Raw genomic sequence first — 15,313 nt, forward strand, 5'->3', positions numbered from 1 at the left:
ACCGGTACATTGCCGCTCATGTCGATACCGAACTCGCAGCCCAACCAGCCCAACCCTTACCAGCAGCCCCCGAACCCCTACCAGCAGCCCCCGGGCGCGGTGCCGCCTCAGCCCTATGGCCAGCAGCCGGGCCCGTACGGACAGCAGCCGGGTCAGCCGGGCCCCTATGGCCAGCCGCCCGCACCTCCCGCGCCCCCGTCCGGTCCGCGCAAGCCCACGCCGGGCTGGGTATGGGGAATCGGCGGCATCGTGGTCGCGTCCGCCCTCTGGGCCGGAGCGCTCTTCGCTACCGGCAATCTCGGCTCGGACAGCGGGAGCAGCGGGAGCAGCAGCGAAGACGCCAAGCCGGACCTCGCTGGATACCAGTACACGAAGGACCTCTGCGACGTCTCCCCGCTCGACGGCTTCAAGAAGAAGTACGAGATCGACTCGGACTCCACTTCGACCACGAACTACGGCTCCCAGCAGAAGGGCCTCGACCAGAGCTACTGCAGCCGCAAGCTCAAGGACCCGAAGGCGGGCGCCGGCTCCTACTCGAGCATCTACGTCTACTCCACCGCCGAGTGGCACAAGGCGACCGACCCGGAGGGCGAGTTCGCCTCGGAGCAGAAGGCGTTCGAGGATCAGTCGCAGAAGACGTACAGCTACAAGACGAAGGCCGTCAGCGGCCTCGGCGACGAGGCGTTCCTGGTGACCGAGACGAGCGGCACGAGCAAGAAGGACGTCAACGGCATGACCCTCGCGGTGCGCGAGGGCTGGTTCACGTTCCAGATGCACTGGAGCTCGTACGCGGGCACCGACGAAAAGTCCGAGCCGCCGACGGCGGCGGAGGTGGAGGAGATGCTCAAGACCGACACCCGCACGACGATGGACGGACTCAAGAAGTCCTGAGGTCAGTAGTCCTGAGGTCAATAGCCCTGAGGTCAGTACGAGGGCGGCGCGCGGGGACATTCAGGGGCGCGGCCAGGGGTGCCCTTCCAGGCGCTCGATGTCGCCGTTGAAGCGCTGGAGGAACTCCGCGAACGTCGCCACGTCCTGCGGCGACCAGGTGTCGAGGACCTTCTCCAGGCCCTGCCTGTACTCGGCGCGGTCGGCGTCGAGTTGATGCGCGCCCTCGGCGGAGATGCGGAACTTGCGGGCCATGCCTCCGTCGGGGTCGGGGATGCGCTCGACGAGTCCGGTGCGCATCATGGCCGCGGTCTGCCGGTTGAGCGTGGAGGCGTCGAGGCCGAAGGCGTCGGTGAGCTGGCCGATGGACATCGGGCCGTCCATCTGGATGCGGCTGAGCAGGATGTACGCGCTGCGGTCGAGGCGCCCGCCGGAGGCACGCGTACGGGGGTTGAACAGGTGCGAGTGCCGCCCGAGCAGCATGGTCTCGAATTCGACCTGTCCGACGGGCTTGTCCTTGCTTGCAGCGGAGTTGTCGATGCGACGACCGGATGTATCCATAGGGACATCGTACCCACCGTATGCATCATGCACTTCATGTGTATAGTGCATATCCTTATGCCTCGTATGGCCTCCAGGTCACGCGATCGTCCGGAAGCCGCCTGGAAGCAGTCCGGGGGCCGCCCGGAAGAACCGAAGGAGAACCAGTGGTCAGCACCAATCCCGACGACGTCCGCCCAGGGAGCGTCGTCGGCGTACTAGCCCTCGCGGGTATCGTGGCCGCGATCATGCAGACGCTGGTGGTGCCGCTGATCGGTGACCTCCCGTCCATACTCGACACCACCCCGTCGAACGCGTCCTGGGTGATCACGGCCACACTGCTCTCCGCGGCGGTGGCGACCCCCGTAGCCGGACGGCTCGGCGACATGTACGGCAAGCGGCGCATACTGCTCGTCTCCGTGGTGCCGCTCGTCGCCGGCTCGGTGGTCTGCGCGCTGTCCTCCTCCCTGGTGCCGATGATCGTCGGGCGGGGTATGCAGGGCCTGGGCATGGGCGTCGTACCGCTGGGCATCAGCCTCCTGCGTGATGTGCTGCCGCCGGAGAAGCTCGGCTCCTCCATCGCCCTGATGAGCGCGTCCATGGGCGTGGGCGGCGCGCTCGGCCTGCCGTTCGCCGCGGCGGTCGCCGAGAACGCCAGCTGGCGTGTGCTGTTCTGGGTCGCCGGTGCCCTGAGCCTGCTGGTCGGCTTCCTGGCCTGGCGGTTCGTCCCCGCAGGCAGGGCCGGCACCGGCTCCGCGCGCTTCGACGCCCTGGGAGCGGTCGGCCTGGGCATCGGTCTGATCAGCCTGCTGCTCGCCGTCTCCAAGGGCTCCGACTGGGGCTGGACGAGCGGCACCACGCTCGGCCTGTTCATCGTCGCGGTCGTAGTTCTGCTGGCCTGGGGCCGCTGGGAGTTGCGCTCCACGGAACCGCTCGTCGACCTGCGCGTCACCGCCCGTCCGCAGGTCCTGATGACCAACGCGGCCTCGGTGCTCGTCGGTTTCGCGATGTACGCCCAGTCCCTCGTCGTACCCCAGCTGCTCCAATTGCCCGAGGCCACCGGCTACGGCCTGGGTCAGTCGATGATCGCCATGGGTCTGTGGATGGCCCCCGCGGGCCTGATGATGATGGCGCTCTCCCCGCTCGGCGCCAAGCTCTCGGCCGCCCGCGGCCCCAAGGTCACCCTGGCCGTCGGCAGCCTGGTCATCTCCGCCGGCTACGCGTCCTCCCTGCTGCTGCTCGGCTCCACTTGGGGCCTGCTCGTCGTGACCATCATCTGCAGCGGAGGCGTCGGCCTGGCATACGGGGCGATGCCGGCCCTGATCATGGGCGCGGTCCCGCAGGAGGAGACCGCGTCGGCCAACAGCTTCAACACCCTGATGCGTTCGATCGGCAGTTCCGGGGCGGCGGCCGTGATCGGCGTGGTCCTCGCCCAGCTGACGACGGACTTCGGCGGTCACTTCCTGCCGTCCGAGGACGGCTTCCGGACCGCCATGCTGATCGGCTGCGGGGTGGGCCTCGCGGCGGCGGCGGTCGCGTCCCTCATCCCCGTACGCCCGATGGAATCCGGCGCAGAGGCTCCGGGGAAGAACACCGAACCGCACCCGGCGTCGGAGGCTGCGGCCTGATTCCACCGCGCACACGAGTGAGGGCCGTGACCTTCCGGTCACGGCCCTCACTCGTACAACGTTCTTGCAAGTGTCCGAGGGGGGACTTGAACCCCCACGCCCGTTAAAGGGCACTAGCACCTCAAGCTAGCGCGTCTGCCATTCCGCCACCCGGACTAGGTGTCTGCCGTTCGCGGTGTGTTCCCCGCGGCGACATGGACAACAATACCAAGCTTTCGGAGTGCCTTTCACCTGCGTATCCGTACGTCGACAGGCGGATACGCGGCGACCCGCGTCGCCACATCTAGAGTCTGACCATGAGTGACGGGCTGATTACTGAGGCGCAGGGTGGTCCGAAGGTGAGGCGGCCCCGGCTGCTGTCTCCGCTGCGCGAGCATCTGCGGGACACCATGTGGTTCGCGCCGACCGCGGGGCTCGTGGGCGCCATGGTGCTGTGGTGGGCCGCGTCGGCTCTGGACGCGCGCATCGTGGAGGCCGCGCAGGAGGACGGGGACTACGACACCGTCAAGGATCTGATGAGGATCGCCGAGGACGCCAAGGCGGTGATCAGCACCATCGGCTCGGCCATGATGACCTTCATCGGTGTCGTCTTCAGCATCTCGCTGGTGGCCGTGCAGATGGCCAGCGGACAGTTCAGCCCGCGGGTGGTGCGGCTGTATGTGAGGTCGCGGATCACCAAGATCACGCTCACCGTCTTTCTGGCGACGTTTCTCTTCTCGCTGATGACGCTCACGTCCTTCGACAGCGAGAGCGATCCGAAGCTGCTGACGAGCGTGCCGCTGATCGAGTCGATCCTCGCCATGGCGATGCTGTTCCTGAGCCTGCTGCTGTTCGTGGCGTACGTGAACGGAACGCTCCGCATGATGCGGATCAGCTTCGTGATCGACCGGATCGCCCGGGAGTCGTTCCGGGTGGCCGTGAAGCATCCGCCCGAAGGCGCGGTCGACGATGAACGCCTCGGCCCCGAGACCGCGCGGATCACTCATAGGGGGCGGTCCGGGGTACTGCGGGACGTACATATCGCCCGCGTGGTGCGGGCGGCCAAGCGGCAGGGGGTGGTGCTGCGTCTTGTACCTCGCATCGGGGACTTCGTGGTGCCTGGGACTCCCGTGTTCACCGTCCATGGTGGTGCGGCGCCGCCGCGGCGCGCGTTGCGGTACGCGGTGTCCGTGGGCGTGGAGCGCACCTTCCACCAGGACCTCGGGTTCGGTCTTCGACAGCTCGCCGACATCGCACTGCGAGCCCTCTCCCCCGCGGTCAACGACCCGACCACCGCCGTACAGGCCCTGGACCGCATCATCCAGTTCCTGGCGTCGGTGGCCGGCTACCCGCTGGGCGCCCTGCGCCACCGTGACCGGCGCGGGGCCGTACGGATGGTGCAGCCCGTGCCCGACTGGACCGCCCTGGTGGATCTCGGGTTCGCCGAGATCCGGGGGTGCGCGATCGGCAATCCGCAGGTCACCCGGCGCATACTGGCCGGCCTTGACGACCTGCTGCGACTGACTCCCGAGGTACGCCGGGAGCCCCTCCTGCGCCACCGCGAGCTGCTCGCGCAGGCGGTGGAACGCGCGGTCCCTGAGGCCGCGGACCGCGCCTTCGCCCTGCGTCCCGACCGGCAGGGCATCGGCTAGGCAGCGGCCAGGCAACCGATTCCCCGCCGGCCGGACGAGCAGCTGCCGGTCGGACGGGCGGGAGAAAGCTCACGCCGTCACGGGCGACCTCATGCCGTCACAGAGCGCTCACGCCATCAGGTGGTAGCTCGGGAAGTTCCCCGGCGGCCGCTCCATCGCCGGGCCATGCGTGACCGCCCGCACCAGCAGCTCACCGCCGACGAACGCGCCGCGCCAGGACGCGCCGAACCCGCCGAACAGCTCGTCCCGGTCGCCTCGCGAACGAGGCTTCCCGCGGCCCGTCTTGAACGCCCGGATCTGGGGTGCGAGGCGTTCGTACGCCGCCGTGTCGTCGGTCGACAGTGTGGCGACCAGCGCTCCGTTCGACGCGTTCATGGCAGCGAGCAGCTCCGCCTCCGTGTCGACCAGGACGATGGTGTCGACCGGGCCGAACGGCTCCGCGTGGTGCAGCGGAGAGGACGGGGGCGGGTTGAGGAGCGTGACGGGGTGGAGATACGCGTCCGTGTCCTGGCCGGGCAGGAAGCGGTCCGCCGCCGGGTTGGCGCGGTAGAGCGGGACGGCGCCCCGGTTGATGGCTTCCGTCACCTGGTCGCCCAGTTCCTTGGCCTTGGCGGCGTTGATCAGCGGGCCGAAGTCCAGCTGCGGGAAGGGGTCTTCGGCGCGCTCGACCGCCAGGGGGTGGCCGATGCGCAGGGTGCGCACGGCCGGGAGGTAGGCGGCGAGGAACTCGTCGAAGAGGCCCCGCTGGACGACGAAGCGCGGATACGCCGTGCAGCGCTGCTTGCCGTAGTCGAAGAGCTTGGGGATGACGGCGCTGAGCGCGTCCCAGTCGCTGTAGTTCCAGATGCCCCAGGTGTTGAGTCCTTCCTGTTCGAGGATGTGCCGCTTGCCGAGGTCGGCGACGGCCGTGGCGACGGCCGCGCCCGTGTCACGCCCGCCGACGAAGGAGACGCAGCCGATCTCCGGTGCGCGGACCAGCGCCTCGGACAGTTCTCCTCCGCTGCCGCTTACGAGGGTGACGGGTATCCCCTCGCGGGCGGCGAGCGCGCAGGCCAGGGTGAGGCAGGCGACGCCGCCATCGGTCGGGGTCTTGGCGATGACCGCGTTGCCCGCTAGTGCCTGTACCAACACTGCGTGAACGAGCACGCTCATGGGGTAGTTCCAGCTCGCGATGTTGGATACGGGACCGTCCAGCGGGGTCCGGCCCTCCACCATCGGCTCGATGCCGTCGACGTACCAGCGCACGCCGTCGATGGCCCGGTCGACATCGGCCTGCGCGAGCCGCCAGGGCTTGCCGATCTCCCAGACGAGGAGGAGGGCGAGCAGTTCACGGTGTTCGGTGAGGGCGTCGAGCGTGGCGGCGACGCGGGTGCGCCGTTCCTCCAACGGGACGTGTCGCCAGGCCCGGTGCTGATCGAGTGAGGCGCGTACGGCCTGGTGGGCGGTGGCGGCGTCGAGGCGCGGCGGGCCCGCGATGGGGCTGCCGTCGACGGGGGATGTGGCGGGCAGTGTCCGGCCGTCCGCCTGCCAGGTCCCGTTCCACAGATTCAGGACGCGGTCGTCGCGGAAGGCCTCGGGCGCGACGGCGATGCAGCGCTGCCAGGCGTCGGTCCAGGCCGTACCCGCTTTGAGGACAAGGGGGTTGGCAGGATTGAAGGGGTTGATGGGGTTGATGGGGTTGCTGAGGGTGGGTGCCATTCGGGTGTCTCCGCTCACGGTGCACAAGTCGGGGCGGGGTGCATGGCTCGTACGGCGCCGCTCGGTTCGCGGTCCGTATGTGTGCTGGGGGACGGTAGTGCAGTCAGGGCCTGCCACCTATGAGTGACGTCACGCCCCGAGCTGGTTGAGAACGAGGCGTGCCGTTTCCGTCGGTGTGGCGCCGACTCGCACCCCGGCGGCCTCCAGCGCCTCCTGTTTGGCGCGTGCGGTGCCGGACGAGCCCGAGACGATGGCTCCCGCGTGTCCCATGGTCTTGCCTTCGGGTGCGGTGAAGCCGGCGATGTACGCGACGACAGGTTTGGTGACGGACCGCTCGATGTAGGCGGCAGCGCGTTCCTCCGCGTCGCCGCCGATCTCGCCGATGAGGACGATCAGTTCGGTGTCGGGGTCGTCCTCGAAGGCTGCGAGGCAGTCGATGTGCGTGGTGCCGACGACGGGGTCTCCGCCGATGCCTACGCACGTCGAGAAGCCTATGTCGCGCAACTCGTACATGAGTTGATAGGTGAGCGTGCCGGATTTCGACACCAGGCCGACGCGGCCGGGTTTGGTGATGTCGGCGGGGATGATGCCCGCGTTGGCCTGCCCCGGGGTGATGAGGCCTGGGCAGTTGGGTCCGATCACTCGGGTGCCGCGCTCCTTCGCGTACGCGTGGAAGGCGACGGAGTCGTGCACCGGGATGCCTTCGGTGATGACGACGGCGAGGCCGATCCCGGCGTCGGCGGCTTCGGTGACCGCCGCTTTGGAGAACGCGGGCGGCACGAAGACGACGGTGACGTCGGCGCCGGTGGCCTGGATGCCGTCGCGGACCGAGCCGAAGACCGGCACTGCGCGGTCGTCGAAGTCGACGGTGCGGCCCGCCTTGCGGGGGTTGACCCCGCCGACGATGTCCGTGCCCGCCTCGAGCATCCGGCGGGTGTGCTTCATGCCCTCGGCACCGGTCATGCCCTGGACTAGGACCTTGCTCTCCTTGGTGAGGTAGATCGCCATGTCCCGGCTCCTTAGGCTGCGTTGGTGTGGCCTGCGAGGTCGGCGGCGCGTCGTGCGGCGCCGTCCATGGTGGTGGCCTGCTGGACGAGGGGGTGCGCCCGTTCGTCGAGGATGGCGCGGCCCCGTACGGCGTTGTTGCCGTCGAGCCGGACGACGAGCGGCTTGGTCAACTGGACGGATTCCAGGGCCTGGACGATGCCGTCGGCGACCGCGTCGCACGCGGTGATGCCGCCGAAGACGTTGACGAAGACGGACTTGACGGCGGGGTCGGAGAGGATGACGGAGAGGCCGTCGGCCATGATCTGGGCGGAGGCGCCGCCTCCGATGTCGAGGAAGTTCGCGGGGCGCGCGCCGCAGCCCGCGACCACGTCGAGGGTGGACATGACGAGGCCCGCGCCATTGCCGATGATGCCTACCTCGCCGTCGAGCTTGACGTAGTTGAGGCCCTTGGACGCGGCTGCCGACTCCAAGGGGTCGTCGCGCACGGATGCGTCGGCGCCCCAACGTGCCTGACGGAAACGTGCGTTGTCGTCCAGGGTCACCTTGCCGTCGAGGGCGAGGATCTCTCCCTGGGCGGTGCGGACGAGGGGGTTCACCTCTACGAGGAGCGCGTCCTCGCGGATCAGTACCTGCCACAGCTTGACGAGTACGTCGGCCACGGCTTCGGGAAGTCCCGCCGCCGCTGCGATCTCGGCCGCCTTCGTCCGGCTCACCCCTGCTGCCGGATCGATCTCCACGCGCGCGACGGCCTCCGGACGGCTCGCCGCCACTTCCTCGATCTCCATGCCGCCCTCGGCGGACGCGATCGCGAGGAAGCGGCCCGCCGCGCGGTCCAGTACGTACGAGACGTAGAACTCTCGGTCGATCTCTACTGGTTGGGCCAGCATCACCTTGTTCACAGTGTGGCCCTTGATGTCCATGCCGAGGATCTGCCGTGCTGTGATCTCGGCGGCGGCCGGGTCCGCGGCGAGCTTGACGCCGCCCGCCTTACCGCGCCCTCCGGTCTTTACTTGTGCCTTCACGACGACGCGGCCACCCAGGCGTTCGGCGGCCGCGCGTGCCTCCTTGGCCGTGCCGGCCACCTCGGCCGACGGCACCAAGATGCCGTATTCCTCGAAGAGTTCCCTTGCCTGGTGCTCGAACAGGTCCATTCCGGCTCCTGACTTAAAAGTGCCGCACGCCCCCTGGACACCACCCACCGGATGCGGGATAACAAGCTTCATACAGTATTCGTCGACTGTATGCAATCTACCGCGAGAGCACCTACGAGCAGCGTGTGAGCGCTCCAACTCCCCTACGAAGGGACAGGACTTCGCCATGCCCGACGGCAGCAGCGACACGAACCAAACCCACATCTCCGGTGGGCATCTGGTCGCCAAGGCACTCAAAGCAGAGGGTGTGGAGGTCATCTACACCTTGTGCGGCGGCCACATCATCGACATCTACGACGGCTGCGTCGACGAGGGGATCGATGTCGTCGACGTACGCCATGAGCAGGTCGCCGCCCACGCGGCCGACGGCTACGCACGTCTCACAGGCAAGCCGGGATGCGCCGTGGTCACGGCGGGTCCGGGAACCACGGACGCCGTCACGGGCGTCGCGAACGCCTTCCGCGCGGAGTCCCCCATGCTGCTCATCGGCGGCCAGGGGGCGCACACCCAGCACAAGATGGGGTCACTTCAAGACCTTCCGCACGTCGACATGATGACGCCGATCACCAAGTTCGCCGCGACCGTGCCGGACACGGCGCGCGCCGCCGACATGGTGTCGATGGCGTTCCGCGAGTGCTACCACGGCGCTCCAGGCCCTTCCTTCCTGGAGATACCGCGCGATGTGCTCGACGCCAAGGTGCCGGTGGACAAGGCCCGGGTGCCGCAGGCCGGGCAGTATCGGGCGTCCACCCGTTCGGCCGGTGACCCCGATGCCATCGAGAAGCTCGCCGATCTGCTCGTGCACGCCGAGAAGCCGGCGATCCTGCTCGGCAGCCAGGTGTGGACGACACGGGGCACGGCGTCCGCCATCGAACTCGTGCGGACCCTGAACGTGCCCGCCTACATGAACGGCGCGGGGCGCGGCACCCTGCCGCCCGGGGACCCGCACCACTTCCAGCTGTCGCGGCGGTACGCGTTCTCCAACGCCGACCTCATCGTCATCGTGGGGACTCCCTTCGACTTCCGTATGGGCTACGGAAAGCGTCTTTCGCCGGACGCGACGGTCGTACAGATCGACCTCGACTACCGGACCGTCGGCAAGAACAGGGACGTCGACCTGGGCATCGTCGGGGACGCCGGACTCATCCTGAAGTCGGTCACCGAGGCGGCGTCCGGTCGTCTCAACGGAGGCGCGTCCAAGCGCAAGGAGTGGATCGACGAACTGCGGGCCGCCGAACAGACGGCGATCGAGAAGCGGCTGCCGAGCCTGAAGTCCGACGCCTCGCCGATCCATCCGTACCGTCTCGTCAGCGAGATCAACGACTTCCTTACCGAAGACTCGATCTACATCGGCGACGGCGGCGACATCGTCACCTTCTCCGGGCAGGTCGTGCAGCCCAAGTCGCCAGGGCACTGGATGGATCCAGGCCCTCTCGGCACGCTCGGTGTCGGCATCCCCTTCGTGCTCGCCGCCAAGCAGGCGCGGCCCGACAAGGAGGTGGTGGCCCTCTTCGGAGACGGCGCCTTCTCGCTGACCGGGTGGGACTTCGAGACGCTCGTCCGCTACAACCTGCCCTTCGTCGGGATCGTCGGCAACAACTCCTCGATGAACCAGATCCGCTACGGCCAGAAGGCCAAGTACGGCGAGGAGCGCGAGCGGGTCGGCAACACCCTCGGAGACGTCCACTACGACAAGTTCGCCCAGATGCTCGGCGGATACGGCGAAGAGGTCCGCGACCCCGCCGACATCGGCCCCGCACTCCAGCGGGCGCGCGAATCGGGCAAGCCCTCGCTGATCAACGTGTGGGTCGATCCGGACGCGTACGCCCCCGGAACCATGAACCAGACCATGTACAAGTGAGGAGCCCGCGCGATGACGACCAAGGCTCTTGAGGGCGTACGCGTCCTCGACATGACACACGTCCAGTCCGGGCCCTCCGCCACGCAGCTGCTCGCGTGGCTCGGCGCGGACGTGGTGAAGCTGGAGGCGCCCTCCGGAGACATCACGCGCAAGCAGTTGCGCGATCTCCCGGACGTCGACTCGCTCTATTTCACGATGCTCAACTGCAACAAGCGGAGCATCACCCTCAACACCAAGACCGAGCGCGGCAAGGAGCTCCTCACGGAGCTGATCCGGCGCTCCGACGTGATGGTCGAGAACTTCGGTCCTGGCGCCGTGGACCGGATGGGCTTCACCTGGGAGCGCATCCAGGAGATCAACCCGCGGATCGTCTACGCCTCGATCAAGGGCTTCGGAGACGGCCCCTACACCAACTTCAAGGCCTACGAAGTGGTGGCACAGGCCATGGGCGGCTCCATGTCGACCACGGGATTCGAAGACGGTCCACCGCTCGCCACAGGCGCCCAGATCGGCGACTCCGGGACCGGCATCCACGCCGTCGCCGGAATTCTCGCCGCCCTCTTCCAGAGGGAGAACACCGGTCGCGGGCAGCGCGTGAACGTCGCCATGCAGCACGCCGTCCTGAACCTGTGCCGGGTGAAGCTCCGCGATCAGCAGCGCCTCGCTCACGGGCCGCTCGCCGAGTATCCGAACGAGGACTTCGGGGACGAGGTGCCGCGCTCCGGGAACGCTTCCGGCGGCGGGCAGCCCGGGTGGGCCGTCAAGTGTGCTCCGGGCGGCCCGAACGACTACGTGTACGTCATCGTGCAGCCCGTCGGCTGGCAGCCTCTCACCGAGCTCATCGGACGTCCGGAGCTCGCCGAGGACCCCGAGTGGGCCTCTCCGGAGTCACGGCTTCCCAAGCTCGGCAAGATGTTCCAGCTCATCGAGGAGTGGTCGTCGACGCTCCCCAAGTGGGAGGTCCTCGAGCGGCTCAACGCCCACAACATCCCCTGCGGTCCGATCCTCTCCACCAAGGAGATCATCGAGGACGCCTCGCTGGCCGCGAACGAGATGGTCGTCGAGGTCGCGCACCCACAGCGCGGCTCCTTCACCACGGTCGGCTCCCCGCTGAAGCTGTCGGACTCCCCCGTGGACGTGCTCAGTTCGCCGCTCCTGGGCGAGCACAACGCGGAAGTCTTCGTCGGTGAGCTCGGCCTCGGCGACGAGGAACTGCGCCTGCTCAAGTCGAACGGAGTGATCTGATTGATGGCCGAAGACCGCGCACTGAGGGTGCGAGCTCTCCTCGACACCGTGCGCGCCGAGGGACGCACCTCGCTGACAGCGCCGGAGGGCAAGATCCTGGCGGACGCGTACGGGATCGCCGTGCCGGGCGAGGAATTGGCGAAGGACGTCGACGAGGCGGTGGCGCACGCGGCCCGCTTCGAGGGGCCCGTCGTCATGAAGATCGTCTCCCCCGACATCCTGCACAAGACCGACGCGGGCGGCGTCATCGTCGGTGTGGAGGGCGCCACCGATGTGCGGGCCGCCTTCTGCGAGATCGTCGAGAACGCGCGCACGTACGCACCGAAGGCACGTATCGAGGGTGTGCAGGTCCAGGAGCTGCTGCCCTCGGGCCAGGAGGTGATCGTCGGAGCGGTGACCGATCCGACGTTCGGGAAGGTCGTCGCCTTCGGACTCGGCGGCGTACTCGTCGAAGTCCTCAAGGACGTCACGTTCCGCCTCGCGCCGGTCGACGCGGACGAGGCCGCATCGATGCTCGACTCGATCCGTGCCGCCGAGATCCTGCGCGGCGTGCGGGGCGCGCCCGCGGTGGACCGGTGGGCCATCGCCGAGCAGATACGCCGCGTCTCCGAACTGGTCACCGACTTCCCGGAGATCGCCGAGGTCGACCTCAACCCGGTGATCGCCACTCCGGAGGGGGCGATCGCCGCGGACATCCGCGTCATCCTCTCCGAAGGGGCCACGAAGCAACGCCGTACATACACACGTGAGGAGATGCTCACGTCGATGCGGCGGCTGATGGAGCCCCGCTCCGTAGCTGTGATCGGCGCGTCCAGCGAACAGGGCAAGATCGGCAATTCGGTGATGCGCAATCTCATCGACGGTGGCTTCTCCGGAGAGATCCATCCGGTGAATCCCAAGGCCGATGACATCTTGGGCCGCAAGGCGTACAAGAGTGTTACGGACGTTCCCGGTGAGGTGGATGTGGCGGTCTTCGCGATCCCCGCCAAGTTCGTGGCGTCGGCCTTGGAGGAGGTGGGTCGCAAGGGGATCCCCAATGCGGTCCTCATCCCCTCCGGGTTCGCCGAGACCGGTGAAGAGGCCCTCCAGGACGAGATCGTGGAGATCGGCGAGCGGCTCGGCGTGCGGTTGCTCGGTCCGAACATCTACGGCTACTACGCGACGTGGCAGAACCTGTGCGCCACGTTCTGCACGCCGTACGACGTCAAGGGCGGGGTCGCCCTGACGAGCCAGTCCGGTGGCATCGGAATGGCCATCCTCGGCTTCGCGCGCACTACGAAGACGGGCGTTTCGGCGATCGTGGGGCTCGGCAACAAGTCGGACCTTGACGAGGACGACCTCCTCACGTGGTTCGGCGAGGACCCCAACACCAAGTGCATCGCCATGCACTTGGAGGACCTCAAGGACGGCCGCGCCTTCGTGGAGGCCGCGCGGGCGACCGTTCCGAAGAAGCCCGTCGTGGTCCTGAAGGCCGGACGGACGGCCGCCGGTGCGAAGGCCGCCGGATCGCACACGGGCGCCCTGGCGGGCGATGACGCCGTGTACGACGACATCCTCAAGCAGGCCGGCGTCATCCGGGCCCCCGGCCTGAACGAGATGCTGGAGTACGCGCGCGCGTTGCCGGTGCTGCCCACCCCGCAGGGCGACAACATCGTGATCATCACAGGTGCGGGCGGCTCGGGCGTGCTGCTCTCCGATGCGGTGACCGACAACGGGCTGCGCCTTATGGAGATCCCGGACGACCTGGACGCGTCCTTCCGGGCGTTCATCCCGCCCTTCGGAGCGGCGGGCAACCCGGTCGACATCACCGGGGGCGAGCCCCCTTCGACGTACGAGGCGACCATCAGGCTCGGCCTGGAGGACCCGCGTATCCACTCGCTCGTCCTGGGCTACTGGCACACCATCGTCACCCCACCCATGGTCTTCGCCGAACTGACGGCCCGGGTGGTCGCGGAGTTCCGTGAGCGTGGCATCGAGAAGCCCGTCGTGGCATCCCTCGCGGGCGATGTCGAGGTGGAGGAGGCCTGCCAGTACCTCTTCGAGCGGGGCGTCGTGGCGTACCCGTACACGACGGAGAAGCCGGTGGCCGCGCTCGGCGCCAAGTACCGGTGGGCCCGAGCGGCCGGTCTGTTGGGGGGCGGTCGATGAGGTGACCGGTGTTGGGGCCGGCCGGCGGTGCGCGTCGGCCGGCCCCGGGACCCGTGCGCACACGAAAGGTATTGGACAGGGGGCGCTGGCCAGGATCTTTTCGACGCGAGGGGTGCTAACTCGACATGACGACAACTGACATACCCACAGCCGTCCCATACAGGGAGGTGACGGACGCCAACGGCCGGATGTACCGAGTCGGCGAGACCGATGTCGACATCATGGGCCGCAAGCGCAAGTGGATGGTCATCCTGCCGTGGATCGGCATGATGGGCATCAGCTCGGCCGAGTACGCATTCGCCTCTGCCGAGGACACCCTGCACACCGCGCATTCCTGGGGCGACACCCACATCTTCTGGATGCTGGGGGTCTGGGTCTTCTTCCAGGCCGCGGTGGCCTTCCCGGCGGGCAAGCTGCGCGAGAGCGGAAAGCTTCCGGCGCGCTGGGCGATGATGTGCGGCGCTCTCGGAACACTGCTGGGATATCTGTCGCTGGCGTTCGCGCCACATGTGGTCGTCGCCTACATCGGCTTCGGCATGTTCAGCGGTATGGGCGCCGGCATGGTGTACGCGACCTGCGTGAACATGGTCGGCAAGTGGTATCCGGAACGGAAGGGAGGAAAGACCGGATTCGTCAACGGCGGATTCGCCTACGGCTCGGTGCCGTTCGTTTTCATCTTTACCGGCTTCATGGACCTGACGAACTTCCGCTGGGTTCTTGTGAGCGTCGGCCTCTTCCTGGCGGCGATGGTCGCCGTGGCCGGTTACTACTTCCAGGACCCGCCGAAGAACTGGTGGCCGGCCGATGTGGACCCGCTGCGGCCGCCGGACGACCCACGGGCCAGGCGGGCCCTTGCGATGAACCCGCCCGCCACGCGGCAGTACACGCCCAAGGAGGCGTGGCAGACCGGACGGGTCGCGCTGATGTGGTTCTGCCTGCTGTGCACATCGGGCGTGAACATCTTCGGCATCGCGTTCCAGGTCGACATCGGAAAGGAAGCCGGATTCGCCGGCGGAATCGTCGCTACGGCGATGTCCTTGAAAGCCATCGTCAACGGCACGGGCCGAGGCGTCATCGGCTGGCTCTCGGACCTCTACGGACGCAAACGCTGCCTGATATTCGTCTGCATCGTCCTGGGGCTTTCCCAGTACGGCATCCTGTGGGCCGCCGACATCAAGAACCTCCCACTGTTCCTGATCTTCTCCAGCATCTCCGGCTTCGGCGGCGGCGCCATCTTCCCGATGTTCGCCGCGATGACGGCGGACTACTTCGGCGAGAACAACAACGCCTCCAACTACGGCCTGGTCTACAGCTCCAAGCTGGTCTCCGGGCTTCTCGGCTCCGGTATGGGTGCCGTCGTGGTGAGCAACTGGGGCCACACCGGTGCTTTCACGATCGCCGGATCAATTTCCCTGTTCGCCGGATTCATCGCGCTCTTCCTTTCCCAACCGGGAAGGCCCAAGAACAAAGGCATCAAACCCAATCCGCAACCCCTCGGTGAGGAGATGGCCTGAT

Annotated in this window: 11 protein-coding genes and 1 tRNA gene; 7 read left to right on the top strand and 5 right to left on the bottom strand. The window is 67.9% G+C overall.

Annotated elements, in window-relative coordinates:
* The first annotated feature begins 18 nt into the window (after window positions 1-18).
* On the top strand, window positions 19-891 hold the full coding sequence (locus ACGFSB_RS05440; RefSeq protein ID WP_393394431.1) for a hypothetical protein: 873 nt from the start codon (window positions 19-21) through the stop codon (window positions 889-891).
* Between the two features lie 60 nt (window positions 892-951).
* Here ACGFSB_RS05440 and ACGFSB_RS05445 read toward each other — a convergent pair whose 3' ends face one another.
* Window positions 952-1,449, bottom strand: a complete 498-nt coding sequence (locus ACGFSB_RS05445) for a MarR family winged helix-turn-helix transcriptional regulator (RefSeq protein ID WP_393394434.1) — start codon at window positions 1,447-1,449, stop codon at window positions 952-954.
* Between the two features lie 146 nt (window positions 1,450-1,595).
* Between ACGFSB_RS05445 and ACGFSB_RS05450 the strand changes: the two genes are divergently transcribed.
* Complete coding sequence (locus ACGFSB_RS05450; RefSeq protein WP_393394435.1) at window positions 1,596-3,056, top strand: MFS transporter; 1,461 nt, start codon at window positions 1,596-1,598, stop codon at window positions 3,054-3,056.
* A 71-nt stretch (window positions 3,057-3,127) separates the two neighbouring features.
* On the opposite strand, the gene ACGFSB_RS05455 is transcribed toward ACGFSB_RS05450, so the two are convergent.
* Window positions 3,128-3,212: transfer RNA gene (locus ACGFSB_RS05455), tRNA-Leu, on the bottom strand.
* 140 nt (window positions 3,213-3,352) lie between these two features.
* Here ACGFSB_RS05455 and ACGFSB_RS05460 point away from each other — a divergent pair.
* Window positions 3,353-4,687: a DUF2254 domain-containing protein gene (locus ACGFSB_RS05460; RefSeq protein WP_393394437.1), complete on the top strand. Its 1,335-nt coding sequence runs from the start codon at window positions 3,353-3,355 to the stop codon at window positions 4,685-4,687.
* A 108-nt stretch (window positions 4,688-4,795) separates the two neighbouring features.
* Here ACGFSB_RS05460 and ACGFSB_RS05465 read toward each other — a convergent pair whose 3' ends face one another.
* The 3 genes from ACGFSB_RS05465 to sucC form a co-directional block, all read right to left on the bottom strand.
* Window positions 4,796-6,385, bottom strand: a complete 1,590-nt coding sequence (locus tag ACGFSB_RS05465; RefSeq protein WP_393394440.1) for an aldehyde dehydrogenase family protein — start codon at window positions 6,383-6,385, stop codon at window positions 4,796-4,798.
* A 129-nt stretch (window positions 6,386-6,514) separates the two neighbouring features.
* The gene (sucD, locus tag ACGFSB_RS05470; RefSeq protein ID WP_393394443.1) at window positions 6,515-7,393 is read right to left on the bottom strand and encodes a succinate--CoA ligase subunit alpha; all 879 of its coding nucleotides are present in this window, start codon (window positions 7,391-7,393) and stop codon (window positions 6,515-6,517) included.
* A gap of 11 nt (window positions 7,394-7,404) precedes the next feature.
* Entirely contained in the window at window positions 7,405-8,544 is a 1,140-nt protein-coding gene (sucC, locus tag ACGFSB_RS05475; RefSeq protein ID WP_393394446.1) for an ADP-forming succinate--CoA ligase subunit beta, read from the bottom strand.
* Window positions 8,545-8,710: 166 nt separating this feature from the next.
* On the opposite strand from sucC, the gene ACGFSB_RS05480 reads away from it, so the two are divergent.
* The 4 genes from ACGFSB_RS05480 (at window position 8,711) to ACGFSB_RS05495 (ending at window position 15,312) form a co-directional block, all read left to right on the top strand.
* Window positions 8,711-10,405 carry a thiamine pyrophosphate-binding protein gene (locus ACGFSB_RS05480; protein WP_393394449.1) on the top strand — a complete coding sequence of 565 codons (1,695 nt, stop codon included), beginning with the start codon at window positions 8,711-8,713 and terminating at the stop codon, window positions 10,403-10,405.
* 12 nt (window positions 10,406-10,417) lie between these two features.
* A complete protein-coding gene (frc, locus tag ACGFSB_RS05485; RefSeq protein WP_393394451.1) occupies window positions 10,418-11,650 on the top strand; it encodes a formyl-CoA transferase in 1,233 nt (410 codons plus the stop codon).
* A 3-nt stretch (window positions 11,651-11,653) separates the two neighbouring features.
* Window positions 11,654-13,798, top strand: coding sequence for an acetate--CoA ligase family protein (locus tag ACGFSB_RS05490; RefSeq protein WP_393394454.1), 2,145 nt, complete (start codon window positions 11,654-11,656; stop codon window positions 13,796-13,798).
* A 125-nt stretch (window positions 13,799-13,923) separates the two neighbouring features.
* Complete coding sequence (locus ACGFSB_RS05495; RefSeq protein WP_393394457.1) at window positions 13,924-15,312, top strand: OFA family MFS transporter; 1,389 nt, start codon at window positions 13,924-13,926, stop codon at window positions 15,310-15,312.
* The last annotated feature ends 1 nt before the right edge of the window (window position 15,313 follow it).

It is taken from the genome of Streptomyces sp. NPDC048441, assembly GCF_043200235.1.
In the GTDB taxonomy this organism is placed as follows: domain Bacteria; phylum Actinomycetota; class Actinomycetes; order Streptomycetales; family Streptomycetaceae; genus Streptomyces.

Coding starts and splice junctions, on each gene's coding strand:
- ACGFSB_RS05440 (WP_393394431.1), top strand. CDS start 19: ATGTCGATACCGAACTCGCAGCCCAACCAGCCCAACCCTTACCAGCAG.
- ACGFSB_RS05445 (WP_393394434.1), bottom strand. CDS start 1,449: ATGGATACATCCGGTCGTCGCATCGACAACTCCGCTGCAAGCAAGGAC.
- ACGFSB_RS05460 (WP_393394437.1), top strand. CDS start 3,353: ATGAGTGACGGGCTGATTACTGAGGCGCAGGGTGGTCCGAAGGTGAGG.
- ACGFSB_RS05465 (WP_393394440.1), bottom strand. CDS start 6,385: ATGGCACCCACCCTCAGCAACCCCATCAACCCCATCAACCCCTTCAAT.
- sucD (WP_393394443.1), bottom strand. CDS start 7,393: ATGGCGATCTACCTCACCAAGGAGAGCAAGGTCCTAGTCCAGGGCATG.
- sucC (WP_393394446.1), bottom strand. CDS start 8,544: ATGGACCTGTTCGAGCACCAGGCAAGGGAACTCTTCGAGGAATACGGC.
- ACGFSB_RS05480 (WP_393394449.1), top strand. CDS start 8,711: ATGCCCGACGGCAGCAGCGACACGAACCAAACCCACATCTCCGGTGGG.
- frc (WP_393394451.1), top strand. CDS start 10,418: ATGACGACCAAGGCTCTTGAGGGCGTACGCGTCCTCGACATGACACAC.
- ACGFSB_RS05490 (WP_393394454.1), top strand. CDS start 11,654: ATGGCCGAAGACCGCGCACTGAGGGTGCGAGCTCTCCTCGACACCGTG.
- ACGFSB_RS05495 (WP_393394457.1), top strand. CDS start 13,924: ATGACGACAACTGACATACCCACAGCCGTCCCATACAGGGAGGTGACG.